This is a genomic window from Peribacillus huizhouensis, from assembly GCF_014138605.1.
Lineage (GTDB): Bacteria > Bacillota > Bacilli > Bacillales > DSM-1321 > Peribacillus > Peribacillus huizhouensis.
This window is the reverse complement of record NZ_JACJHX010000015.1, coordinates 57,628-82,972: the sequence shown is the minus strand read 5'-3', so window position 1 is coordinate 82,972 and position 25,345 is coordinate 57,628. Positions and strand designations below refer to the sequence as shown.

20 protein-coding genes are annotated in these 25,345 nt (G+C 33.7%); 8 read left to right on the top strand and 12 right to left on the bottom strand.

All coding sequences use genetic code 11. The features are described from left to right. The first annotated feature begins 653 nt into the window (after positions 1-653). The 3 genes from HNP81_RS18790 (at position 654) to HNP81_RS18780 (ending at position 5,070) form a co-directional block, all read left to right on the top strand. Complete coding sequence (locus HNP81_RS18790; protein WP_182503633.1) at positions 654-2,600, top strand: PhoX family protein; 1,947 nt, start codon at positions 654-656, stop codon at positions 2,598-2,600. A 1,331-nt stretch (positions 2,601-3,931) separates the two neighbouring features. Then, on the top strand, positions 3,932-4,702 hold the full coding sequence (locus tag HNP81_RS18785) for a tyrosine-type recombinase/integrase (protein ID WP_182503632.1): 771 nt from the start codon (positions 3,932-3,934) through the stop codon (positions 4,700-4,702). After that, complete coding sequence (locus HNP81_RS18780; RefSeq protein ID WP_182503631.1) at positions 4,675-5,070, top strand: tyrosine-type recombinase/integrase; 396 nt, start codon at positions 4,675-4,677, stop codon at positions 5,068-5,070. The genes HNP81_RS18785 and HNP81_RS18780 overlap by 28 nt, the downstream gene beginning before the upstream one ends. Positions 5,071-5,432: 362 nt before the next feature. On the opposite strand, the gene HNP81_RS24025 is transcribed toward HNP81_RS18780, so the two are convergent. The 3 genes from HNP81_RS24025 to HNP81_RS18765 form a co-directional block, all read right to left on the bottom strand. Next, a complete protein-coding gene (locus HNP81_RS24025) occupies positions 5,433-5,606 on the bottom strand; it encodes a hypothetical protein (RefSeq protein WP_312859706.1) in 174 nt (57 codons plus the stop codon). Positions 5,607-6,184: 578 nt separating this feature from the next. Next, entirely contained in the window at positions 6,185-6,682 is a 498-nt protein-coding gene (locus HNP81_RS18770) for a hypothetical protein (RefSeq protein WP_028391039.1), read from the bottom strand. A gap of 386 nt (positions 6,683-7,068) precedes the next feature. Continuing rightward, complete coding sequence (locus HNP81_RS18765; protein WP_154663997.1) at positions 7,069-7,209, bottom strand: hypothetical protein; 141 nt, start codon at positions 7,207-7,209, stop codon at positions 7,069-7,071. A 341-nt stretch (positions 7,210-7,550) separates the two neighbouring features. On the opposite strand from HNP81_RS18765, the gene HNP81_RS18760 reads away from it, so the two are divergent. Further along, positions 7,551-7,952, top strand: a complete 402-nt coding sequence (locus HNP81_RS18760; RefSeq protein ID WP_028391038.1) for a hypothetical protein — start codon at positions 7,551-7,553, stop codon at positions 7,950-7,952. 654 nt (positions 7,953-8,606) lie between these two features. Next, positions 8,607-9,269 (top strand): hypothetical protein, encoded by a 663-nt coding sequence (locus HNP81_RS18755; RefSeq protein WP_312859705.1) that lies wholly within the window; start codon positions 8,607-8,609, stop codon positions 9,267-9,269. Between the two features lie 264 nt (positions 9,270-9,533). On the opposite strand, the gene HNP81_RS18750 is transcribed toward HNP81_RS18755, so the two are convergent. From HNP81_RS18750 to HNP81_RS18735, 4 genes are all read right to left on the bottom strand, one after another. Continuing rightward, the gene (locus tag HNP81_RS18750) at positions 9,534-10,439 is read right to left on the bottom strand and encodes a tyrosine-type recombinase/integrase (protein ID WP_028391035.1); all 906 of its coding nucleotides are present in this window, start codon (positions 10,437-10,439) and stop codon (positions 9,534-9,536) included. Positions 10,440-11,160: 721 nt separating this feature from the next. Then, positions 11,161-12,312, bottom strand: a complete 1,152-nt coding sequence (locus tag HNP81_RS18745; protein WP_182503656.1) for an acyl-CoA dehydrogenase family protein — start codon at positions 12,310-12,312, stop codon at positions 11,161-11,163. 90 nt (positions 12,313-12,402) lie between these two features. After that, a complete protein-coding gene (locus HNP81_RS18740) occupies positions 12,403-13,329 on the bottom strand; it encodes an MBL fold metallo-hydrolase (RefSeq protein ID WP_028391033.1) in 927 nt (308 codons plus the stop codon). A gap of 10 nt (positions 13,330-13,339) precedes the next feature. Next, positions 13,340-14,101 carry a helix-turn-helix transcriptional regulator gene (locus HNP81_RS18735; RefSeq protein WP_182503630.1) on the bottom strand — a complete coding sequence of 254 codons (762 nt, stop codon included), beginning with the start codon at positions 14,099-14,101 and terminating at the stop codon, positions 13,340-13,342. 310 nt (positions 14,102-14,411) lie between these two features. Here HNP81_RS18735 and HNP81_RS18730 point away from each other — a divergent pair, with 310 nt between their 5' ends. Further along, complete coding sequence (locus HNP81_RS18730; RefSeq protein ID WP_182503629.1) at positions 14,412-15,236, top strand: alpha/beta fold hydrolase; 825 nt, start codon at positions 14,412-14,414, stop codon at positions 15,234-15,236. 262 nt (positions 15,237-15,498) lie between these two features. Continuing rightward, on the top strand, positions 15,499-16,863 hold the full coding sequence (locus tag HNP81_RS18725) for a cytochrome P450 (protein ID WP_312859702.1): 1,365 nt from the start codon (positions 15,499-15,501) through the stop codon (positions 16,861-16,863). Between the two features lie 398 nt (positions 16,864-17,261). Here the strand turns inward: HNP81_RS18725 and HNP81_RS18720 are convergent, their stop codons facing one another. Further along, complete coding sequence (locus tag HNP81_RS18720; RefSeq protein ID WP_154663996.1) at positions 17,262-17,411, bottom strand: hypothetical protein; 150 nt, start codon at positions 17,409-17,411, stop codon at positions 17,262-17,264. 468 nt (positions 17,412-17,879) lie between these two features. Continuing rightward, positions 17,880-18,629, bottom strand: coding sequence for a type I methionyl aminopeptidase (gene map, locus HNP81_RS18715; protein ID WP_028391030.1), 750 nt, complete (start codon positions 18,627-18,629; stop codon positions 17,880-17,882). Positions 18,630-18,994: 365 nt separating this feature from the next. Between map and HNP81_RS18710 the strand changes: the two genes are divergently transcribed. Continuing rightward, a complete protein-coding gene (locus tag HNP81_RS18710; RefSeq protein ID WP_182503628.1) occupies positions 18,995-19,150 on the top strand; it encodes an alpha/beta-type small acid-soluble spore protein in 156 nt (51 codons plus the stop codon). A 389-nt stretch (positions 19,151-19,539) separates the two neighbouring features. Here the strand turns inward: HNP81_RS18710 and HNP81_RS18705 are convergent, their stop codons facing one another. The 3 genes from HNP81_RS18705 to HNP81_RS18695 all read right to left on the bottom strand — a co-directional run bounded on the left by HNP81_RS18705 (position 19,540) and on the right by HNP81_RS18695 (position 24,787). Further along, the gene (locus HNP81_RS18705) at positions 19,540-20,658 is read right to left on the bottom strand and encodes a YkvI family membrane protein (protein WP_220478645.1); all 1,119 of its coding nucleotides are present in this window, start codon (positions 20,656-20,658) and stop codon (positions 19,540-19,542) included. 723 nt (positions 20,659-21,381) lie between these two features. Beyond that, complete coding sequence (locus HNP81_RS18700) at positions 21,382-22,752, bottom strand: sigma-54-dependent transcriptional regulator (RefSeq protein ID WP_220478644.1); 1,371 nt, start codon at positions 22,750-22,752, stop codon at positions 21,382-21,384. Next, positions 22,742-24,787, bottom strand: a complete 2,046-nt coding sequence (locus HNP81_RS18695; RefSeq protein WP_182503626.1) for a transporter substrate-binding domain-containing protein — start codon at positions 24,785-24,787, stop codon at positions 22,742-22,744. Before HNP81_RS18695 ends, HNP81_RS18700 begins: the two co-directional genes overlap by 11 nt. Between the last annotated feature and the right edge of the window lie 558 nt (positions 24,788-25,345).

The following is a 25,345-nucleotide window of genomic DNA, read 5'->3' as shown; positions in this document are numbered from 1 at the left end:
GGATAGAAATTTTCCATTTGTGAAGAAATGTACTTAAACTATCGGGGTGCGTTAGTTCAATAAGAATTATGTGATTTTAGGAATGAGACCATATTTTAGTTATTCAATTAAAGGGCGCTTTTCCGAAATAAGGAAAGCGTCTTTCTTCATGAAAAGGGCCAGATTGTGGAACAAAACCTTTAATTAAATAAGATGTCTATGTTATACCTTAGAAGAGATTGTGAAGGTTTGTACTTAAACTAACAGGGCATATAGTTTAGAATCATGTACGGTGAACCGTATCATAAGTAAATGAGGTTTTTTGATAGTTTGGTTTACCACTTTTTTTATAATTAACCTAAATGAATACTGCAATTCAATAAATGAGCAGGCTCATAATGGCCTGCTCATTTACTGCTTTTATGGTTTAGAAACTAAATTTAAAGGTTACTTAACCAGAAATGCCAATACCTCCGGAAGCAGCAAAGGACGTTTCAATATGATGTATCCTGCATTTCAATACAATCTTCTACTAATGGAATATTATGATCCTCTCTTGATGACCGCCGCAAAAGTTAATCTCTACAAGAATTTAATAATCTATTAATATTAAATTAATATTGAGCTGGCTTAATTGAATTGTATAAGATAAATCTACTAGGAGGAATATCTAGATGATTAATAAGAAACTTGTGAAAACAGGAGCTACTCTAGCTCTTGCTTTAGCTATTACAGTTCCAGCATTATCACCGATAGCAGCGGCAGCTAAAGATAATAGTAAAATAGAATTTGTTAAATTTAACGGAATGAAAGCACCATCTACTATTGATGAAATGGTAAAAACGTATACAACTGCAACAGTTGATGTGAAATATAGCAATGGAAAAGTAAAAACATTTCCGTTGTCTTATAACTACCTTTTTAAATCGGAAGATAAGGTAGCAACAGTTAATGGGGAAAAAATCCCTGCTGGTACACCGATTGATGTGAACGGAAATCCAATCGTTGATCCAAGTAGTACAGATGGAAAATACTTTGTTTCAGATGCTCCGGATTCAAATAGTTTATTAATGCCAATTGACGGCAAACTTTATATGGTTACACATTATGAATATCAAACAATTGATGCTGCTGGTCAATCAGCTTACGGTTTAGTTCCAGCATCTATGTCTTTAACTGAGATGGAACAGGACAAAAAAACAGGTGAACTTAAACCTGCCAATGTTAAAAAAATTGATTTTTCAGCAGTAAATGGACTTTGGATTCCATGTAATGGATCTTTATCACCTTGGAATACACACTTAGGTTCAGAAGAATATGAGCCAGATGCTCGCCAATTTGCAGATCCTACATCAAAAACAAGAAGTCAAGTTGAAACATTTGCTCAATTCTATTTTGGAGATAAAGCAAAGGCTAATCCTTATTTCTATGGCTACACCCCTGAAATTACTGTAGATAAAAATGGTAAAGCATCAGTTGTAAAACATTACAGCACAGGACGTTTCTCCCATGAGTTAGCTAAAGTAATGCCTGATAATAAAACTGTATTTTACGGTGATGATGGCGGTAATACAGGAATGTTTATGTATGTAGCCGATAAAGCAAAAGATTTATCAGCGGGTACACTATACGCAGCGAAATTTAAACAAACAGGAACTGAGAATGGTGGTTCAGGAGACTTAGAATGGATTAATTTAGGACATGCAACAGATAAAGAAGTGAAAAATATTATTGACAGTGGCATTACATTCAATGATATTTTTGAAACTTCTGATGTACCTAAAGAAGGTTTTACAGCGATAAAACAATATTCATATGGTAAAACAGAATATCTAAAACTTAAACCTGGTAAAGAAAAAGCAGCGGCTTTCCTTGAAACACGCCGATACGCAGCAATGCTTGGTGCGACTACTGAATTTAACAAAATGGAAGGAGTAGCGTTAAACGAAAAGGATAAAAAAGTATATATTGCTATTTCCGATCAAAGTAAGAGCATGGAAAAAGATTCAACAGGAAAAGATCCAGCAGACCATATCCAATTACCAAAAATTAAAGCCGGTGTAACTTATCAATTAGATTTGCAAGGTGGTCAAAAGGATAGCGGAGGAAAAGTTATTGATAGCTCTTATGTAGCACCATCAATGCATGGATTGGTAGTAGGGGAGGATCTTCCTAAAGCTGATGCATATGGAAACACTGCAAATGTAGACAAAGTAGCGAATCCAGATAACTTAAGTTATTCTGAAGCAATGAGAACCCTCTTTATTGGTGAAGATAGCGGTGCTCACACAAATAACTTTGTTTGGGCATATAATGTTGATACGAAAGAATTACAACGTATTTTATCTGTCCCAGCAGGAGCGGAAGCAACAGGATTATTTGCTGCAGATGACCGCAATGGTTTCTCATACATTTTCAGTAATTTCCAACATCCTGGTGATGAAGTAGAAAGTAAGTCAATTACAGCTGTTAACAAAGATGAATTAGTTAAAGCTGTTGACGAACAAATTGGTATTAATAAAACAGGTGGTATTGGTTATATCTCTGGTATACCTTCTTTAACAAAATATAATAATGGGAAATATCAAAAAGACTTAGAAATAGATAATAAAGGAAAATAAGTTTAGGGAAAAGCTAAGTGAACGAACACAAATTTAAGTATCAGCAACTGATATAGCAGGAAATATATGTGCTTCCAGTAAACCGTACCATAATAGGTGCGGTTTTTTCTTTCATAGCTTTTAAAAGCAAAGCCTTCTTTAATGTCAAATTATTATCAGAATTCTGAGGTGTTTAGTTTTAATTTGATAAAATAATACGGTAAAAATTTATTTATAATAACTTTGTGATTATTTTAATAATGAAGATATGTGGTCAACGGCAAAAGTTGCACTCTATTGGACAGCGGTACGAGAATTAGGAAAAACGAATATTGACCGTGTTCTAAATAATAAATCTTAAAAACAAACCTCATTTAGATATATCACGGTGAGCCTTATCATAAGTAACGGCGAAATCTAGTAATAGGAGAATTTCATTTACAAGAGTAGCTTGAGGTATAATAGTCTCGAACTACTCTAGTTTTTTTATGGATAGTTCCACCAATTAGAGTGGAATTAAGATAAAATAATAGGGAAATAAAAAAAATTTTAAATAAGAAATGAATCGATTCAAAGTATTGAACAGTCAATAATATCAGAAAAAGCTCCTACTCATGACAGTTGAAAATATGAGTGGGAGCTTTTTCTTTCTTTATTTTTTGTTATATAGCTTTAAAATGATAGGTTAGAAATTAAGTTTTACGAGATTCTTGTCGATAAAAGACTAATTTTAGATGACGAACCCTGCTTACATAGTGATCCTATTATGATGTAAAATTTTAACTATAGACTATTGTACTTAAGCTAACGGGTGCGTTCGTATTATAAGGTCAGCCAGTAAAAATTACTGGTTCCCGTGATTGTCCATATACCGAATTTTAGCTATAAGAAGATCAAGCCAGACGTATCATGCGTTTGGCTTAATTTTATGTGGCTCTGCTACATAATGTTTAACAAAATATAGCTTTAAGGGCGATTAAGGAATTACATTTCAATAAATCACATCAAAATTTATAAAAGTTACAGAAGTAAATGAAAAAGGTTGGACTTCTCAATTTTATGTATTCCTTTTATGGACCATATAATGTGGTTTTGTTTTTTGTTAAAGTTAATTTAAAATCTTTTTTCTCTTTTAAATTTCAACTAACAATAAATAAAAATAGATTTTTTTCAAAAAAATGAGAGTAATGTATCGTAAAAAATATAAAAAAATATATTTCTAGCAAAAGTTAAGAAACACAAAATACCGAAAAACATATAGATGAATAGATTACATTTTCATAGCGAATACTGGTATCAAATCTTCTTTATTTTAGGTCCACTACCATATGAAAGGGGAAGAGTATTCCACTATGGAAGAGAAATTTCAACCAATTGAAAGCTTGGTAAATTCAGAAACCAGTTTGTCTCAAGCATTACTGTTTATGAAAGAACATCGCTATTGGTCTGAAACCACATTTGACAGTTATAAATATGATGTGAAACTATTTGAAACATTTCTCACTAGTCAAGGATTGGAATCAACTTTAGAAAATGGGCAACACTTAAGTCTTGTGAATAGGTGGATTGTACAACAAAAAGAAAATATTGTTGCGTATAAAACCATTATGAGAAGGGTAGCAGCTCTTTCATCTCTTTATGCGTTTTATAAGGAGTTAGGTATCGTTCAAACAAATGCCTTTAAAGCGTCCAGTGTTCCTGGCGAGCATGTTGGCCCACATAGTCGTACGTTGGAAATGGATGATTTAAAAAAAGTGTACAGCGCATTAGAGGGCTTGAAAAAACAAGGGGTTTATATTGGGTTACCAATTAAACTGCTTCTGTTTACGGGCCTTCGCAACCAGGCCATTACCAAATTGAAAGTGGGAAACATTAATTGGGAAGAGGGTTTGATTATTTACAATCAAAAAGTTAGGAATTCGAAAAACAAGATGCAGGTGTTGCCTCTTCCGCCTCTGTTAATGCAAGAACTACGGAAACACGTAGAAGAAATGAAACTGAATGATGACGATCCACTTAGTTATGGAATTAAGGGTTACCCGCTTAAAAATAAGCAGTTGAATGCTGTGGTCAATAAAGTGAATGAATTTCTGGATTGGAAAGGAGAAGAGAAGAGAGGGTAACTCCTCATGGTTTTCGCTACACGATTGCCACACTCTTAGATGAACAAGGATTGTCAGTCGAAACCATCAAATATTTACTTGGACACAGCTCTGGAGCCAACGTTGATCTTTATCTTAGACGACATGAACGAAAAATCAAACAAATCAAAGAGGAATTGACCAAAATAGAATTAGAGCTAGAACAAAGTGTTACAGAAGAAAAGGGTGATTTCCCATCCATAGACCACGAAGAAATGGGGAAGAGAGGTGGTAATCATTTATTAACAGGCCTCCCGTTTTCAGAAAACTTCATTTTAGAACTTTCGAAGTCAAATCCAAAATTATTAGAAAAGTTGATGATAGAGCATTACAAACATCAAAACATTTGAGGTGATTTTTTATGGATTTTTGCAATCAAAATCAAATGCAAGATGTTTCAAGCCATCGAAAAAAATAAAAAAGAAGCTTCTAATGATAAGCAAAATGAAATGAAGTTTTTATTCCAATCGGCAATATAGGATGCTACTTTGAATATTAAAGTAAATAGAATGGTTAAAACTAAAAAAATTATTTGATATGTTTAAATAAATGCCATAGCAAAGTCTTCTATGACAGAATAAAACGACAGATTAATTTCTGTCGTTTTTTCATCAATAATTAATTATATTATAACCACTAAGTAGCTTTTATTCTGTTCAAAGTCTATATGAGTGTACTTACTAGTCCTAGCAAGGCTTTCATGTCCAAATAACTATTGTAAGGTTCTCACATCCACTTTATCTTTAATTTCTTGTAACAGTAAGGTAGCAATCGTATGTCTTAAATGATGCAAAGAAAAGCGATGTGCGGGTAATCCAGCTCGTTCTAATATTTCCTTGAATATTTTATGTAGGACACAAGGGTTAAATTGCTTGTTATTTTTTATTATAAGTATCAGTTCACTATAATGTTTCTGTTATTCGTAATTTTTTATATTCAATTAATAATGGTATAACGTTTGGATGGATAGGGATGAGGCGTTCTTTTTTTCCATCGAATTAAAATCATATGATTATCCAATTCTGAAATCCTAATAGATAAAATTAACTTCGACACATACGCGAATGAAATACATTTTCAGAAATTTTTTTACAAAAAAAAGCACGAAAGTATTATTTTAATATAGTTAAATTAGATATAAATGCGAAAAAAAGCGGCATTATACAAAAACTTTATTATATTAATGTAATATTATATTAGACATGTAATCAATTTAGACGTTTAATTATGATAAATATTGATGAATCACGATTGAAAATGGTTTGTTGATTTTTAATTTAATTTAGTAAACAAGAGATTTGTGAAAAATATACTGAATTCCTAATATTGAAATATTATATCCAAGAAAAATATTTATACAAAAAATAATCTTTTTTATAGTTAGGATCTCGGCCAATAGGGGAACTTGCACAAACGACAAAAACTGTGAATATGTTGTGGAAATAAAACAATTTACATTTAAACCTATTCTTTTAATGATTGTGGTAAGATACCCAATTTAGATGCTAAATCCAAGAGTATTTTGTTTTTTAAATGGTAAATATCTAATTTATTATCAGATGTAGTTTCTTCTTCAAGTATTCCTAGTACAGATTTAATATCACTATTAATGATACTATGAGGGATTATTATACTGATGTCGGCTTGAATCTTGGCTAATCCCATTTCAGTAGCTAGGAGCGTGCGGTGGTTTCCATCGCGACCTACTAGATAACTCCCAAATGGTATTTTATACAAATGAACACACATAGGTAAATTATAATTCCAACCATTAAGTTCTACTTGAGATCTTAATTGTTTCATTCTTCTTTCGTTTATTTCATTTTCTGGTCGGGATAGTCCAATGATTTCACTTGGGTCAATTAAGAAATTTTTAAGTTCGGCAAATTCACAATAAGTATAGGATTGATCAAAATAAGGTTTCCATACATCTACGGAATTTTTCCATAGTTTTTTTGTCATGTTAACACCTCATTTTATGTATATTCAGTAAGCCAAAGTAGAATTCCAGGTGAAAATGGTATCAAAATTATACTATACAGAGTACGAACAGTTTTTCTTTATTTTAATACTTAGTTCGACGATCATAGCAATAGCCTATTTATGTATCTGGAAATTAATTGATGTATGTTTCGGCAGTATGTATATTAATCATTTTGAATCATTACTCAGAGAGGAATTGTATACACACAAATATTTATACATATTTATAAAGCTGTACTTATTGCACTAACGGGGCAGTTTAGTTCAGGAAGAAATAAATGAAAAAGACTAAAGTATGTTCTTATGTCTATGTAAGCTGACCCCCATTTGGAAAATGCATCACCGCTTGGGGGTCAGAGTCTGATCTACTTTCGTTTAGGCTCCTGGATCGATACACGCTTGGGCCGTTTTGGATATAATGCCTTGCCTGAATCGTCAGGTCCAGTAAGGTCATTTCGTTGATCAAGAACCTTCCCAGTATACTCAATAGGATTTTGATTTGTCATGATTACCACCTCCATTAATAGGATTGGTAAAAATTAAGCTCCAATGACAGGTAATTTTTCCATGGTGGGTTAAACTTAATTTTCTTCTGTCGATTACGTTTTATTATAGTGAAAAGGGCAGAACATTTGAATTGAAAGGTAGATTAAGGAACTGTTAAGTGACATAGAGTTGTTCCGTTAAAGGGCCATATTGTTGAGGAAAGTAAACAAATATTTATCTCTAATGCAATTGAGATTGTGAAGGATTACACTTAAACTAACGGGGCAGTTTAGTTCAAGAAGGATTTTATAATAGCTTGACGAATTTTTTATTTATCCTATTGGAAATGAAGTGATTTTTAATGAAGTATCAACATAAGGATTTCAATGTAGAATTAAAGGAAGAGATTAAAAATACTGAATCGACTTTAAAAGACCATATCAAAAGATTGTTAAAAGAAAATAAATCTGTTTTTGCCAAGAAAAACTTAGATTTTGATGTTGGGTTCGATAAAGAAGGCAATGACCCTTTTAAGCCTGGATACAGTTCCTCTGTTTCGATAGGGATTGCTGACAAAAGCGGTGAACTTATTGATTTACATATAATTAAAATATGGGTATGCGAACGTTCCTTATTAGGTATGCCGATTTCAAAAAATATTCCTGGAAGCAAAATTATCGGTGAACTACTTGATGAATCAGTTGAAGAAGTAAAAGAGGAATTAAAGGAATATATTAAAGAAGTATTAAATGATGTAATTTAAAGGTTCTTCTTCAGCTAACGGGTGCGTTAGCGCCATAAAATGACCGCCAAATGACGGCCTTTTACGAATGTATATTCTATACAAAATCATACATTCAGAAAAACTCCCTATTCAACTAAAGAAGCAGTATACTTTTATAAAAAGAAAGATTAATAAAATTAATTATTAATCTTTAGTGATTACTGGTAGGTGTGAAAAATGGGAAGTGAAACATATATAAAAGATACTCCACTATTACTTCTTTTTGGGCTCTTTTTTACTATCATTTTTGGATTTTGGTTAAGAAAAAGGATTATATCATTCGATTTTAATAGTAAAAGTAAATTCTTCTTCTTGTTGGACAATTATGAGTTGATTGGTGGATTTCTTATAGGTATAGGATTACTATTTATTGTAATTTTTCTCTAAGGTATTTCATTCGCTAACGGAGTGCTTAAGTGGAATAAGAAAGTATAAAAGGATCCTTCTATTGAAAGTTTTTTTTATTGCCTATAAGGTCAATTATCGTGGCTAAATCTAAGTCAATGTACGAAAATATCTAATATCATACATTCAGAAAACCCCTTCTTTTAACTAGCAGTTTAGTTGGAGAAATCTATGTGTTAATGTGTAATATAATTATTCTATTTTTTTAAAGAGGTGATTAAATTGAAGGTGGAAATAGATTACTTCCCGCCCGAAAAAGTAAAATCTGCACCAAGTTCAGAACCTACTTATCCTTTTGAAATTGACGGTGATTTCAAATACATCATAGATTTTTCTTTTTTTCTCGAAAGAGACATCCATGAAGAACTTTTTTGCAACTGGATGAACAACTCAGATTATTACCCAATTTATTCACTTGCGGAAATCTATGATTTTCAACAAGCAGAGTACGAAGAGCTGTTTAAGATGCAAAATATAGAGTTTAATTATATGAAGGGGAGTCGTAAAGACACGTTCTTTGTAAAGGCAATTATACGCAGCCCACAGCAGTTTAAGGGATATTATCCTTATTTGTACAGGAATGGAAGCATGTTGAACTTATCATTATGGTCCTTAAAACAGGATGTATTCAGACTGGAGGAAAGGGAATATGAGTCACCTTATCCTGTAAAAAGGACTAAAAAAAACCGAACTAGACTAGTTAAATTAAAGTGGATAGCCAATACCCCGATAGCAACTTTAACTGAAAGTTCCACTATGTTTTGGGTAGGGGATGATGGTGATTATATTACTGCGTTCTCAAATGATGAACACTTTTCAACAATAGTCTCTCTTCAAAAAATAATACCAGAAAAGGTCGAGCTGGTAACTGGTGATTATGAGTGGGAGTAGTGTTCTCCCATTCTATAACCTTGTTGAACTAAAGGGGTGCTTTAACACAATAAGAAATAAATTAAAGAGCCTAAAATATGCAAGGTTTTATGCAATTCTTAAATATTTAGGCTCTTTTTCCATTCATAAAACACACTGCCATAAACAGCATTTCTTGATTGCCGAATACAATTATTAATAAAACAGAAAAGATTAGTAACCATTAACCAATAGATTAAAAAGCGGAGATTAATTTCTGCCGCTTTTCTTATTCTAATTTTAAAATTAACTTATTAAAAAACTATTTATCGCTTTTTTCTTTTGTTCAAAATCGATATGAGTATACATACTAGTTGTAGCAAGGCTTTCATGTCCTAATAACTCCTGTAACGTTCTTAAATCTACTTTATCTTTGTTTTCTTGTAAAAGTAAGGTAGCAAACGTATGTCTTAAATGATGCAAAGAAAAGCGGTGAGCGGGTAATCCTGCGCGATCTAATATCTCTTTAAATATTTTGTGCAAACCACGCGGGTTTAAAGATTTATTTTTTTGATTATAAAATATTGGTTCACTATAATGTTTTTGCTGTTCTAGAAGAGTTTCTTTATAGATATGAAATAACGGTAAAACAATTGGATGGAGGGGAAGGAGACGTTCTTTTTTTCCTTTTCCTCGAATTAAAATTGTTTGGTTATTTAAATTAATTTGCTCCCATGTTAAATCTACTAATTCTTGACGTCTCATACCAGTCGTTGCTAGTAATTTAATCATTAATTCGTTTCTAATTCTTTGCGGTCGCGGATCATGTTCTAAATAAGTAAATAATTTGTGAAGCTCCTGTAAGGTCATATATTTAGGTAATTTCTTATCGGCTTTAGGTGCTTGGATTCCTGCTGTGAAATCAGATTTCATGTAGTTTTCCTTCAAACAATATTTACTAAATGATTTTAAACACGATATACGGCGTTGTAGCGTCCTTGGCTTAATATGATGATTAATGACCTGATCTTGCACAAACCGACGCACACTAGACGATGTGAGTTCATCTAAGTCCAATGATCGGTCGTTAGCAGTTAAAAAGTCACCATAGAGCTTTAAATCGAACGCGTAACTGGTTAAGGTGTTCACCGAATAATTTTTCTCAACTTGTAAATACATAAGATAATCATCCGAAGCTTGAATGTAATTCATAATTATCAGACCTCCTGGGAATTATTCAGTCCAACCCAAGAAGTTATGTTCGAAACCATTTATTATGAGAACTAACCGAATTATAGGAAGAACCCTAAGAGTTATCAGAATCCGCTTTGAATATTATAGTCAACTTGAGCCTAGTTAGGGGATCATAATGAATCTTATAGGAACTTGAGGCTGCGACCACTTGATACTATTATGTTTTATTCTAGTTTACATAATATATATTATAGGAAGTTAAATTATTTCTTTATATTTTGTCTCATATATTAAGAATACTTAATGTATTGAGACAAAAGAAAAATTTTTCTATATTAACTATCATTTTGTATAAATCGATTCCTTAACTAGATCACAGCGTTTTACATTCAATTACAAAATAAATTAACTATACGATCCCAAAAAAATTATTTAAACCTTCGTAAATTAAACTTTCGATTTATGATCTTAATGCTTCGTAAATTAATTCAGTTTTACATGCTACATTTAATAATTCCAGTTCGTTAAATCAGAGTTGATTTATTCTTGAAACTAGGTATTCATTGGGTATTCAATGATTACCTAAATTAAGTCTGATCATGTATGTCTTTCATATATTTCGCGCACAAAACGTAATTGATACGATTTAATATAATAAAACCATTACTTCTAATAAAGTGTTTATTAACAAAAAAAGTCTATATAAAAGGAATCATTCCTCTTATACAGACTTTTAATTTTATTTATCATACAATGCTTGTCTCGCTAATGTGATGATTGCCATATCTTCCATTGGTGGATTATGTAAACCGGCTCGAACGTCGCGATAATATCGTTGGAGTGGATTCGTTCTTTGTAAGCTACGTGCACCTACAACACGCATTGCTAGATCAACAATTCGAATCGCTTTGTTAGTGACAGCTACTTTTACAGCTGCTAAATCAGTTGCTAGCACTTCTCTGTTTTCCGGTTGGGATTGCCATTTATCCGTTACTGAGTATAGAAAATGACGTGCTTCCGTTAATTCTAAATCAATTTCACCAATCGTGCGCTGTACATTGGGTAAATCTCTGATCGGTCCACTTATACTATTTGGAGCATAAGTCTTGGCAAATTGCACTGCGTAGTTTCTTGCTGCTGCAGCAATACCTATGTAACATGCCGGAATATGTAACATCCAACCCGTTCCAGGTTTATTAGCTGTTTGCTTTTGTTCAACAAAATAACGTTCAGGAATTTTAACGTGTTCGAGTACTAAATCATGACTTCCTGTTCCTTGCATAGACATCATATCCCATGTCTCTTCAATTCGAACACCAGCCAGCTTTCGATGGATGAGGAACGTTCCCACAGATTCCTCTGAAGGTACCCAGGCAGTAACGAGAAAAATATCTAGGACAGGTGATAGTGTCGTAAACGTTTTTCTCCCCGTTATTACCCAGCTATCCCCATCCTTAACAGCAATTGTTTCAGGTCTCCCTCCTCTAGTCGGGCTACCCGTCTTTGGCTCAGTTGCGGCGGTATTTACTAATGCTCCATTACCGATTTCCGTGAAAAATTCATCCATTACAACTTCATTCCAAGACTTTTTTTCCATTAAGCTAAGAACCGTTCCAACATGCCAGCCAATAGAAAGCGCGGTAGGTCCGCATTCTATCGCAATCCGCTCCTGTGCCAAAATAAAGTCGTATAATGATCCTCCATGTCCTCCATACTCTTTCCCTAATGTAAGCTTAGTGTATCCGAAGTCTTTTAATTTTTGAATATTTTCATAAGGGAATCCTCTCGTTTCATCTAAAGATTCTGCACGTGAAGCAAAGTCCGAAATTGATTCACCTAATTGTTCAATATATGTTTTTTGATCCTCAGTTTGAAAAAATGACAACGGTATTCCCTCTCCTCTTTTAATATACTTTGCCTCACAGATAGAGCATTGTACTTATGTTCTATTTCCTTACCAAAGTAAGTTCGCGTATATTTTTTAAACCTTCAACCAAAGTGTTTCACCAAACTCCAATACTTGTAATTGATTTTCAGGTAGGTCTTTCGTTCTCCATGCCCGCTTCAATCGATCCAAAGCTTCTGGTCCTGTATCATCAGCAAGACGATAAGTACCATAATGCATAGGTATAAAGACAATTCCTTCTAGTTCCTGAAAAGCTTTCACAGCATCTTCGGGATTAATATGAGAATCTTTCATGAACCATTCAGGCTCATACGCCCCGATTGGCATTAATACATGCTTAAGTTTGAACCGTTTTGCGATTTCTTTAAATCCACGGAAATAACCAGTATCACCTACAAAATAGATAGAATGATCCGCTTCAATTGCTTCTATAATCCAACCGCCCCAATGTGACGTATTTGTATCGAATAGACTGCGACGTGTCCAATGCTGTGCAGGAACAAAACTCAATTTCAAATTTTGATACTGAAATGAGTCCCACCAATTAGCCTCCATAATTTTCTTGTACCCTTTTTTCAAAAAAAGCTGCTTCAGACCCTCAGGAACGTAATAGATCGGATCTCCTGGTAATCGACGAATTGTTCCAAAATCAAGATGATCATAATGCCCGTGTGAAATAATTACGATATCAATATCTGGCAACTGGTCAATTGATAGGCCAGGATCTGTCATCCGCTTCTGTGTACCTTGCCATCTTGCCCAAACAGGATCTGTTAAAATATTCATTCCATCTATTTGGAGCAAAAAGGTGGAATGACCAATCCATGTGATACTAGGCATACTTCGATTGCTTTTGATCTCCGTTATTTGTTTATTGCTTGCTTGAGGAATTAATGTGTGTAAATCCTTCTTTTTCAAACGTCGTTCTTTGCCCCATTGAAGCAGTTCTTTCACTGACTTGGTATTAATAACACCGTCTAAATTTTCATATTTTGTTTTCACTTGATTAGCCTCACACATTCGTACTTTCTCTTTCTAAAAAAGAGAGAACACTTCCTATATATTTCTGAACTTCTTGAACTTGATATGCGGCAGAATCAGCAATTTGTTTGTAGTGATGCAGCCCCTCATCCGTAATTCTTAAATAACGCTTCGTACGCTTTTCACTTTCCCAACGGCCTACCAATAGTCCTCCTTCCTCCATTTCATGAGAAAGATCATACAAATAGCCATTACTAGCAATCCAACCGAATTTATTCTTCAATAAATCACCGATCTCTCCCATATAAATTGGTCTTTTCGTAAAAGCCGCTTTCAAAGTAACATAACGAACTAGATCTTTGACTGAAATAATTTTTGAAAAATAAGACCGATATTCTTCTGGAAGTTCATGTAGCACAGGTGGATTATCGCCAGAACCCTTTAAATCATACATAAATCGATCAATCACGTATTTTACTTCACGAAATCGCTCTGAGAAATTATCTTGATACCATTTATAAAGCTCTTTACCCTTTTCCGTATTTTGATAATAATGCCTACCTTTTACTGTGTGAAACTTTAAATGACCGGAGTTTACAAGTTGTTTACAAGTTTTACATAAATAATCATAGCTATGGATTTTACCAGTAAATAGCTTTTGTAGTTCCTGGTGAATCGCACGTGGATAGTTTGAATGATTAGATAGCGTTTGCAGCAAATACATCGTTAAAAACTCTCGTTGACTTAAACCAACTGTTTCCAGTGTTACAGTAGTTGAATCTTTTTTTTCCATGGCAAAGCCCCCTAAATTGATTAGAATACTCGTTCGGTTCATATAATCTATTATCCTATATGTATTGGTAAATAGCACGCAATTAGGGTTTTCTTACCTCGTATTTTCCTTATATGTATCAAATTCAAAAAAATATAAGAAACCACAAGCAGTTAATCGCATTTTAACATAAACATGAAATTAGCAGCTCAACACCATACTTCTAATTAGTTGATTATGAGATTGATTGATTTTGAAGTTATTTACTTTATAAACCTATTTTATCATCAATAGAACTAATACAATACAGCATTTTTGGAGGGTATGAAAATTGGAGAAGAAAAACTTATTTTTACATGGCAAAAAGGTAGCCTATATTGAGAGAGGTAATATTAATGACCCGCCAGTTCTTTTATTACATGGCGTACCTGAATCAAGCTTAGTTTGGAGAGAATTGTTTCCTTGTATTATGTCTTGTGGATATAGAACCATCGCCCCAGATCTTCCAGGTTTCGGTCATAGTGAACCATTTGATGAACCATCAACTTGGAAGCGATTTGAGCAGTTTGTTTCTGATTTTACAACAGCACTAAATTTGGACAAATTTCATTTAATTGTACATGATTGGGGAGGCCTAATTGGGTTGAAATGGGCATGTGATCATCCAGAGAATATTCTAAGTCTATTTGTTTCTAATACTACATTATCAGAAGACTATAAATGGCACCCGCTTGCACAAATTTGGCGAACACCTAGTTCAGGTGAAGAAATAATGAAGAAAATGGCTAACCACTTACAATTTCAAACTGAAATGAAAAAGACAATTCCAAACATTACGGACAAAACTTTGGAAGACTTCTATCGTGTCTTTCGAACTCCTGAATCAAGTATAGTAATCTTAGATCTATACCGTTCAGGAAATTTAGAAAAAGTAAAAACGTATAATGAAAAACTCAATCGATTCAAAATACCTGTCACTATCATTTGGGGAGAAAACGATCCGTATATACCTTTTGAGTTTGCATATAAACTTAAAAATGATGGTTTACCGCATGCAAACGTTCATATTATTCAAAATGCTGGTCATTTCCTCCAAATTGAAGTACCTGATAAAGTAAATTTTTATATACACCAGCATTTCAAAAATTGTAAATAAAAACTAAGTATTTATTTAATCTGACTTCCTCCTCTCTATTTCTTACAATATCTTTGGTACTTCTACTTTTCCTTAGAATTATTAAATTGAAAAAGGGTGTCTCGTTCAGACTTAGTCTAATGGACATCCTTTTTATTATTTACTTTTAGGGTATAGCCCATTTTCTTTATTTAATCTATGTACTTAACCGTAGTCCAAGCCAAAATACATCGTTGTCATAGTATAAAAGGAGTATTCCATAAAAGGAGGATGAGACACCACAGTGACCGATTCAAATATTTCACCGAACATCCCACAAGGACCAAAAGGAAAACTACTTACTGGCCATATAAAGGATTTTCAAGCAGACCCGCTTGCTTATTTTACTCATTTATCAAACGAATATGGAGACGTTGCGAAAATTAAGTTTGGACCTTTTCAAAATGTTTATCTAATATCTAATCCAGATTTAATCAAAGAAGTACTTGTAACAAAACAAAAATCATTCATAAAATCAAAGGCCATGCATTCATTAGAAGACGTTATGGGCCAAGGCCTTTTTACGAGTGAAAAAGAATTTCATATGAGTCAACGAAGACTTATTCAGCCCGCTTTTAAAAGATCACATATCAGTAGTTATGGCCAAGATATGATTGACATTACAACCGATTATCTTTCGACTTGGAAAAATGGAGAAGAACGAATAATTACACAGGATATGATGAGCATTACTCTCGGAATCATTTGTAAGACGATGTTCAGCATGGATTTAAAACAGGGATATGAGCTTCTTGGGAAATCGGTTGAAACTGTAATCAAAATGGCCGTCAAAAGGATGAGACCTATTGTTCGAATGCCATTATGGGTTCCAACTAAAAATAACCGTCAATATAAAAAGGTAATCCAAGAACTCGACCAAATAATCTATGGCATGATTGAAAAGCGTAGAGAAGATCCATTGGGTCATAACGATATGCTTAGTATTCTTATGAATGCCAAAGATGATGAGAATAGATTAGGTATGACAAACAAGCAAGTACGTGATGAATTAATGACCACTTTCCTTGCCGGTCATGAGACAACCGCAAACGCGCTATCCTGGACCTTATATTTGCTTTCTCAGAATCCTGAAGTAGAAAAGAAACTTTTTGATGAAATAGATACTGTAATTGGTAGTCGTCCCCCCACTCCTGACGATTTCAAAAATTTAACGTATACACAAAATATTATTTGGGAATCTCTGCGCGTATATCCCCCTTCTTTTATAGTCGAACGAGAAGTCGACGAAGATGTAATGATAGGAGGTTATCAATTTAAAAAAGGGGAAATGGTTATGGTATGTCAGTATGTGATGCACCGTAAACCGGAGTATTTTGACAATCCAGAGTCTTTTATTCCTGAGCGATTTGAAAATAACTTTATTAAAACAATACCTGCGTACGCTTATTTTCCGTTTGGAGGAGGTTCCAGAGTTTGTATCGGAAATCATTTTGCTTTGATGGAAGCGGTACTTGTCCTAGCTTGTATTGCTCAACGGTACAGACTAAAACTTGCGCCAGACCATCATGAAATAATCCCTATCCCAACTATTACACTCAGACCGAGGCGTGGATTGCGAATGGTAGTAGAAGAACGAAAATCAATTTGATATAAATGAACCATTCAACTACCGAGCCCCTCTATTTTATTAAAGATAATGAAAAACATCTTAGTAGCAGTAATCTTTCAAATTATTTCTTTGACCAATTAAAAGGCTGTCATGAATGGACAGCCTTTTTTTGATAGGACTGCTTATTACTGTAATAAACTCAACACTTACACCATAATTTCATTCCTACCATTTTACATCGAGCATAATCCATCATCTTTTAAAAATAAACTGAATTGAGGCTGTCCCAAACAACGGATCTGATCTCGCTCTTAATAAACAGTTTTTCGTGTTACATATATTGTTTTTAAAACTATTTATAAGTTTCCTCGTCTGACCTACCGTTTTTTGGGGACAACCATTTCACTAGCTAGCAGTAGTTTTATTCAAGTTTAACTCTAAAATACTTCGTGTTGAAATTCGCTTTCAGAATAATCGTCAAGCTCCCTTATATAGGCAAAGAAATTGGCGTATACAAGTGTTCCCATGCCTAGATATTCCGGTATAGGATCAATATGACTCTTACTCGTTGTAGATAGCATATACATAGTTCAGCCCTCCTTTTTGTTGGCAGAACCTTATCATATATGCCTTACTCTTATTAACTCATAAATGAAAGGCAGCCATTTAGTATTTAATCAAATACATAACAGGTGTTTCTTAGTGTTTTATAGCCGTTTTAGAAGTTGTAGTCTATTATTTCATTTCTTCGTGTAAAGGCTTGTTAGTGTTATTATACGACCATTCTGAATGACAACTTGTCCAACTCCAAAATTCTAGAAGTATTCGCTGCTAAGAACACCTCTACTAAAATATGTTTACTTATCGTATTGGATTGGACAACCGTCCTCATATTTAAAAGAAATCGAATCATACATGAACATAAATTGATTGTTTAGGTAAAAATCTTTAGTAAAGCCTAAGTTCCTACTGGATGGATGCTAAAAACTTGCTTTTGAAAGTTATCCGCTAAAAAAATAAAAACGCGAAGGTATAATCCCCTCACGTTTTTCAGATTAATCTTGATCAGTTAAAATTACTGGCCCATCTTTTGTAATAACAATTGTGTGCTCATATTGAGCAGAAAGTTTGCCATCAGCTGTTCTTGCAGTCCAGCCATTGCTGTCCATTTTACAATGCCATGATCCAGCGTTTAGCATTGGTTCTATCGTAATGGTCATACCTTCCTTCAAACGGGTTCCTTTACCTGGTTTCCCGTAATGAAGCACAGTTGGCTCTTCATGCATCGTTTTCCCGATACCATGACCGGTAAAATCGCGTACAACAGAAAACTGTTCACCTTCTGCATACGACTGAATAGCATGACCGATATCCCCTAACCTATTTCCTACTACGGCCGCTTCAATCCCTTTATAAAGTGCTGTTTTTGTCACATCTAATAATTTCTGTGTTTCTTCAGATACTTCACCAACCGCATAAGTCCAAGCAGAGTCAGCTAAGCCGCCATTCAATCGAACAACCATATCAACCGTAATGATATCACCGCTCTCTAACGGTTTATCTGTAGGAAAACCATGGCAAACTTCATCATTCACAGATGCACATGTTGCATACGGGTATCCTTGGTAGCCTTTTTGTTCCGGTGTAGCCCCATGATCTGCTAGGAATTTTTCAACAAATTTCTCAATATCCATAGGAGTTATGCCCGGTTTAATCATTTTAGCAATTTCTTTATGAGTAGCCGCTAATAACTTTCCAGCTTCATGCATTTTTTCTATTTCGCGTTCACTTTTTAATGTAATCATGATAATCCTCTTTCATATAAATTCGTATTTCCTTTGCCTCTTAGACAATTCTTCCCTATCATATGCCTTTTCCGCTATAAAATGCAACAAAAACCCGCCAAAAACAGCGGGTTAATAATTGAAGGGTCTCATCAAAATTTGTAACAGGCCGATGACAGACATTATTCTTTCAAATATACCACAGGTTATCTTCTCCTGTTTGATTAGAGTCTGTTCAAAATTAATTAGAATTCATTAGACAAACATTCACTCCTGTTAATTATGTAATATCCTCTTCATACCAATACTTGGTTTCCAATCTTTTCTCCCTTCTGTAAGTCTTTATTAAAAACACCGTAATTTAAAATGCTTAGGAATTGTGCATCATGACTAGAGATCAAATGAAATATGAAATTGGACAAGAGCTCGGAGTTACATTAGGAGCTGAAACAACCTCACGCGTCAACAGATCTGTAGGTGATGAAATTACAAAACGCTTAGTACAAATGACTGAACAACAACTAGATGGATATAAAAGCTAATATTTAACTGATATTAAACGTAATAGATGAGTAGAAACTTTCTTTTAACCTGCTCTCTACTTATATATGTTCCTATAGTGACACTGATCTTATTCAGTAAATTTACTATTCCGAAAGACGAAGAAATAGGTCATTATTGGCCAAATTGTATGCCCCATTTTTACGCGTACCTCGACTGAACCCCTATAAACATCCGGAAATTTTACAACAATATATGCCTTGGTCAAAAATGAACCAAGCAGAATGCGGCAGATACAATGAAATAACCGTCTATCTGATAAAAAAATCATGATAGACGGTTATTTGTGGTGCGTACCGTGAAAGTGTGCTTATTTTTTATTTTGGTCTTACTTCCCACTTATCGAAATACAAACTTTAAACCAAATTACTTACGTTTCAAGTGTCTTGCCAGCAATGTTTTTATCCTTTTTAACCTCGATAACATTTTTTATACTTTTAATAATCATTAAAACTAGTAAGAGTACCCCTACATACCCGTTAATTACATAAACAATATTTATTAGCCTATCAAACGGTATATTTAATCCAACAAATAATCCTATAACTGCTAGTATTATCGTAACATATTTAAACCTATTACTCTTTTCATCTGCAATCTTTGCTGAAACTGTCCAAAGTAGTGGTACAGCTGTAGTGTAGATTCCACCTGCAACTGTCAACGAAAATAATATTGCTACACTAGGATGTATATTTCCTGCTAAAATTAATGTGGGTACTAAAGCCCCTTCGACTTGCTGAATATTCGCCATAAGTCCTAAAGTTAGCACGATGACAGCTACTGAAAAACCAAGCGCTCCAAAAATTGCACCAAAAGATGCTGTTTTTTTGTTTACTGCCGTTGCCCCCATTGAAGACATAAATGCAGCTAGCCATAACATACAAAATCCTACATAAGAAGCCGCTGCGAATATCCAATTGCTCGATGCCTTTAATAAATCTAAGTTAGGTATAATCTGAGTAGCGTTACCTAAACCAGAAGGATTCATAATGATTGCTGAAATTCCTAATAGTATGGCCATAACACATATTACTGGTCCGATCTTACCGATTACATCAACTATTTTGTTAAGTCCCAATATTACCGTAACTCCTACAAGTACGGCCATTCCTATACCTCCAACTGAAATTGGAAGGTCATATTGCTGTTTTAGTGTGGCTCCTGCTCCTCCTATCATTACAATAAATGATAGATAAATAAATAGTATTGAAAAGTAATCGAAGAATTTACCTATTGTCTTTCCGCAATAATATGTGTAAATATCATTGGGTTTCGGAAATTTACGCTCATACCCTGTTGTTATAAAACTAACTCCTACGTACATAAAAAGAAGGAAAACGACTACTGCTCCAGCCACACCCATATATCCATATGCAACAAAATACTGCATAATTTCCTGTCCCGTTGCAAATCCTGATCCTATTAAAAATGCTATAAAAGCTCCGCTAAAAGCAATAACTTGTTTTAATTCTACTTTATTACGATCCATATTCATATCTCCTGTTCACATTGTTTGATTGTATTTACCGGCTTGTGCCGAGTATTGAAAACTTAACCTGCTAGTTTCATACACATCTTGAGTTTTTTTTGATTTAAAACGCTTTCATTTTTAACCTCAACAATCCCTAACCTCTTTTATCATCCCCTTTAATTTTGTTTATTCTTTCTTAACAGGGTCCTTCCAACTATATGCTCAAAACATACGCTAAAGTTTTTACAGAAAATGAAGGTATAGATGTAAGATTGGTTTCTACTGTATTAAGGATTCTTTACTTAATAAAGCACTGTCCCTTAAAATAATGGATTTCAGTATTCCCATTCCTTCAATTAGCTGAGATAACTTTTCAACCTCCCTATGAATTTATTAAAAAATGCCTGGTCTAAAACCACCGGCTTTAAACCGTATCTGTTTTTAGCCTTTTCTGTTTTTTAACCTTTTTTTGAGTGTTTGTGCTTCAGTGGGCTCTAGACCAAATATATTCCGCCTACTTTAGTAGATGGTTGATCTATAAATTTCCTCCTTTCTTATATACATGCAATTAGTATGCCAATTCTATGAAAATTGTAATTTGAAATCTTCTAGTATCAGTATTTTCAATGAGTTAGACAACAAAAAAATCCGAAATGATTTATTATCATTTCGGATTTTTTCTTAATTGGAAATAAATTTCCCGAATAGAGTGAATTTTCTTTCCACTTAAGGCAATTTGACTCATTTTAGTCCATAATCAGAAACTTTGTTAAATAATTGTCTTCTGCTTATTGCCAAATGTCGTGCAGCTTCAGTTAAATTTCCTGAACAAGCATGTAAAACTTTTTGGATATACTCGATCTCAAAATCTTTTCTAATATCTTTGAGAGGTTTTATTTCAAAACCTCTGCTTTCAACAAGTTTCTTTTCATAATTTGTACATATAGGAAGAGTATCTTTTGTGATCACTCCATCTTCAGAAAGCACTACAAGCCTTTCTATTATGTTTTTTAACTCTCTGACATTCCCAGGATAATCATATTGTAATAGAAAATTCTTTACTTCCGGCTCCATGTTAGAAATCTTTATCATCTGCTCTTTCTGTGCCTTTTTCATGAAAAAGGCAATAAGGCTTTCCAAATCTTCTTTTCTTGCTCGAAGAGGTGGTATTCTTATGACAATACTGCTTATCCTGTAGAAAAAGTCTTCTCTAAAATTTCCAAGCGTTATTTCTTCCTGAAGATTTTGATTTGTAGCACTGACTAGTCTGAAATCAAGTTTTTTTGAAGCGTTACTACCAACTTTTTGTATACTCTTTGATTCAAGTACTCTTAAAAGCTTGACCTGGGTATCAAGGGATGTATCTCCTATTTCATCAAGAAAAAGAGTTCCTCCATCGGCAGTTTCGAATCTTCCAATTCTAGTTGCAGCCGCTCCAGTAAATGCTCCTTTTTCATGTCCAAAAAGCTCAGATTCCAAAAGACTTTCTGAAAATGAGTGGCAGTTTATAGGAACAAACGAACCGGAGCTTCTTCTACTACTGTCATGTATGAATCTTGCAAACACTTCTTTACCTACACCCGATTCTCCGAGTATCAATATGTTCACATTACTTTTTGCTGCTTTTTGAGCAATTTCGAGAGTCTTTGCAAAAACCTTACTTTTTGTCTCTAGTAAAAATCCATTAACTTCTGAGAATTGCTTTTCATTATCTAAATTCTTTAAAACACCTTCTTCTTTCATGCTTTTTATGTTTTCAATTTCCTGAAGAAGATTTTCAGGATCATGTCCTTTTATAAAATAAGTTAAAGCCCCTTTTTTAATTGCCTCAACAGCATTTTCTATCGTTCCATAGCCTGTTATAATAATGACTTGTGTCTTTGGGTAATATTCTTTTATGTGTTTAAGCACTTGTATTCCATCTATAGTCGGCATCATAAGATCTGTAATGACTACGTCAAAACTTTCATTTTTCATCATTTCGAATGCTTCTATTGGTGAATTGGATGTCTTAACGGCGTATCCGCTATTACTCAGTATATGAAAAAGTGTTTGAGTATATTCAACTTCGTCGTCTAGAGTTAATATTTTTATTTGTTTTTTATTGATCAATAGATTCACCTTCTATACTCTTAGTATTTCCCCTTAATTCTCTAGTTTCTAACGGCAGACTCACCTTGAATGTCGTTCCTTTTCCATACGTGCTGTATACATTAACTTCTCCAGAACATTTTTTTACTTCGTTGTAAACTATATATAAACCAAGTCCCGTACCCTTTCCAGGCTCTTTCGTAGTAAAGAAGGGGTTGAAGGCGCTTTCAATATTTTCTTCCTTTATACCCGAACCAGTATCTGAAATTTCAATAACAACTTTCTCATTATATGTCATACATTTTACGTCTATCATGCCATTTTGTTCGATCGCATCAATCGAATTCGATATAAGATTAGTCATAATGTGCTTTAATGATTCCTGGTTTACAAAACACTCTGAATTTTCACTACAAATCACGGAGCACTGTATTCCCTTATTCTGCATAGGTTTTGTATACAAGTTGAAAATTGACTGTATAAATTGTTTCATATTCGTTTTAATGACTGTGTTGGGACAAAGCCTTGAAAAGTTAAGCAAATTATCTATGATCCCACTTGCCCGCTTTACAGAACTTTCTATCGCTGCGATTGATCTTTGTGTAGTTTCTAAGTTCTCATCATTTGTCTTGATAATGTATGCATAATTTCTTATGATCCCAAGGGGGTTTCTAATTTCATGGGCTACGGCTGCTGCAAGTTGGCCGATGGCAACCATCTTATCTTCGTGGAGAAGCATTTTTTCACTGACTTTTATCTTTGTAATGTCTTTAATAACTGTAAGCACTCTTTCTATATTCTCCGATCCTTCTCTTATCGGAAAAGTATTAATGCTATAAACGCTACCATTGCACTTGTATTCCTTGAATAGCCCATTTCCATTTTCAAAAGTATCCTTAATCATTCCCATTGCATAATCCCAGCATGGAAAATTTATTAACTCATTATAATTTTTGCCTATTAAATATTCCTTAGCCTTTCCAAACTTTTTGCCGAACGAGCGATTTGCTAGAATCACTTTTCCATTATTATCAATAACTACCAAATAATCTGTAAATCCATCTAAAGTTTCTATAAGGCTATTTCTGCTTAAGTTAAGCTGTTTTGTCCTTATTTTGACCTCATTTTTTAGCTGTCTGTTCCAGCTGTAAAATATATAAGAAAGTAGTATTAAAATAGAAATAGATGAAAGGAATATGGAGATCATCTTTTCTTGTTTTTCATTTTTTGAGAGGGAGTACGCTCCAAACCACTTTTCTTGTATCTTTTGCATCGTATTTTTCTTATCAAGCTCTGTTATGCTCTTATTTAGTATGGAAATCATTTCTTTTTGAGACTTTGCAACAGCGAGTACAACATTTTCTTCATAAAGTGGTTTTTCAGAAAAGCTTATACCATTTTCAATAGATAATCTTGCTGCAATATATTTGATTACAGGCTCATCCCCTACTACTGCATCTACTTCTCCATTTTTAAGCTTTATTAAGGCTTCACTCATGTTGTTCGTTTGAACAATATCTGCCCCTTTAACATTTGTCATTAAAAACTCTACTGCATAGTCAGATCTTTGAACCGCAATCGTTTTATTTTTCAAATCCAAAACATTTGTTAATTCACTTTTCCCCTTTTTAAATGCTGCAGCTCCCCTTAACTTGTAGATTGGCTTTGAAAAATTGAAGCGGAGATTCCTTTTTGGAGATTCAATCATGTCAATATAATCTGCTTTTCCGCTTTTCACATTTTCGTATGCACCATTCCAAGTAGCTTCAGGTTTAAATTTCATTTTTGTTTCTAAGTTGATAGAAAGGGCACTCATATAGTCGACGATTACACCTTGGTATTGACTGTTCTCATCTATATACCTAAGAGGTGGAGAATTGTAATCAGAGCTATAGATGAAGCTACCGTGATTATCCAGCCAATGCTTTTCACTCTTTGACAGCCTTTGATCATCATTTATGAAAGCAAAAAGATCTGAATCGTATCTAAGATTCAAATAAGCATTTAGCAAAATAGTGATGATGATTAATAGGGCTACGACAGTCTTTTTATTCATTACACCATCTAACCTTCCATTGTCGTTACATCTGATCGAACCAAAGTAGATAAACAATAAAATTTATATGATCTAGAAACCATCCGAAAATTCAGATAATATACGATGCTAAACATAGCATGAAAAACCACAATTCCTTCCCATTCCCTATCTTAAATCCCCTTTTAGCTGTTATGAAGGCCCTTTTGAAAAGATTTCCTTGAACAAATACATTTGGTGTACTTCGTTCAACCCATTAATTCCATACACTATCATTCGACAAATATTTTAATAATCCTTTTATAACTTTAAATTTTTGTATACTCTATCTTTCAAGGTATTTTATTTATGTAATCTTTTCTAGACTTTCTAGGTCCTATATTTACTCAAGTATATTTCTTGATTTAAAATATTTGATTGTAATTACATCAAAACATCACAATGAGCTCTACCACCTGAAGCAATGTATGTGTCCATTTTTGTAAACACTCATCTTCATTTAATTAAAAAAATGAAACATATTATTCCTGAACTGCAATTTCTAATTTATTAGAAATTCAGTGGACAATTGGATTGCTA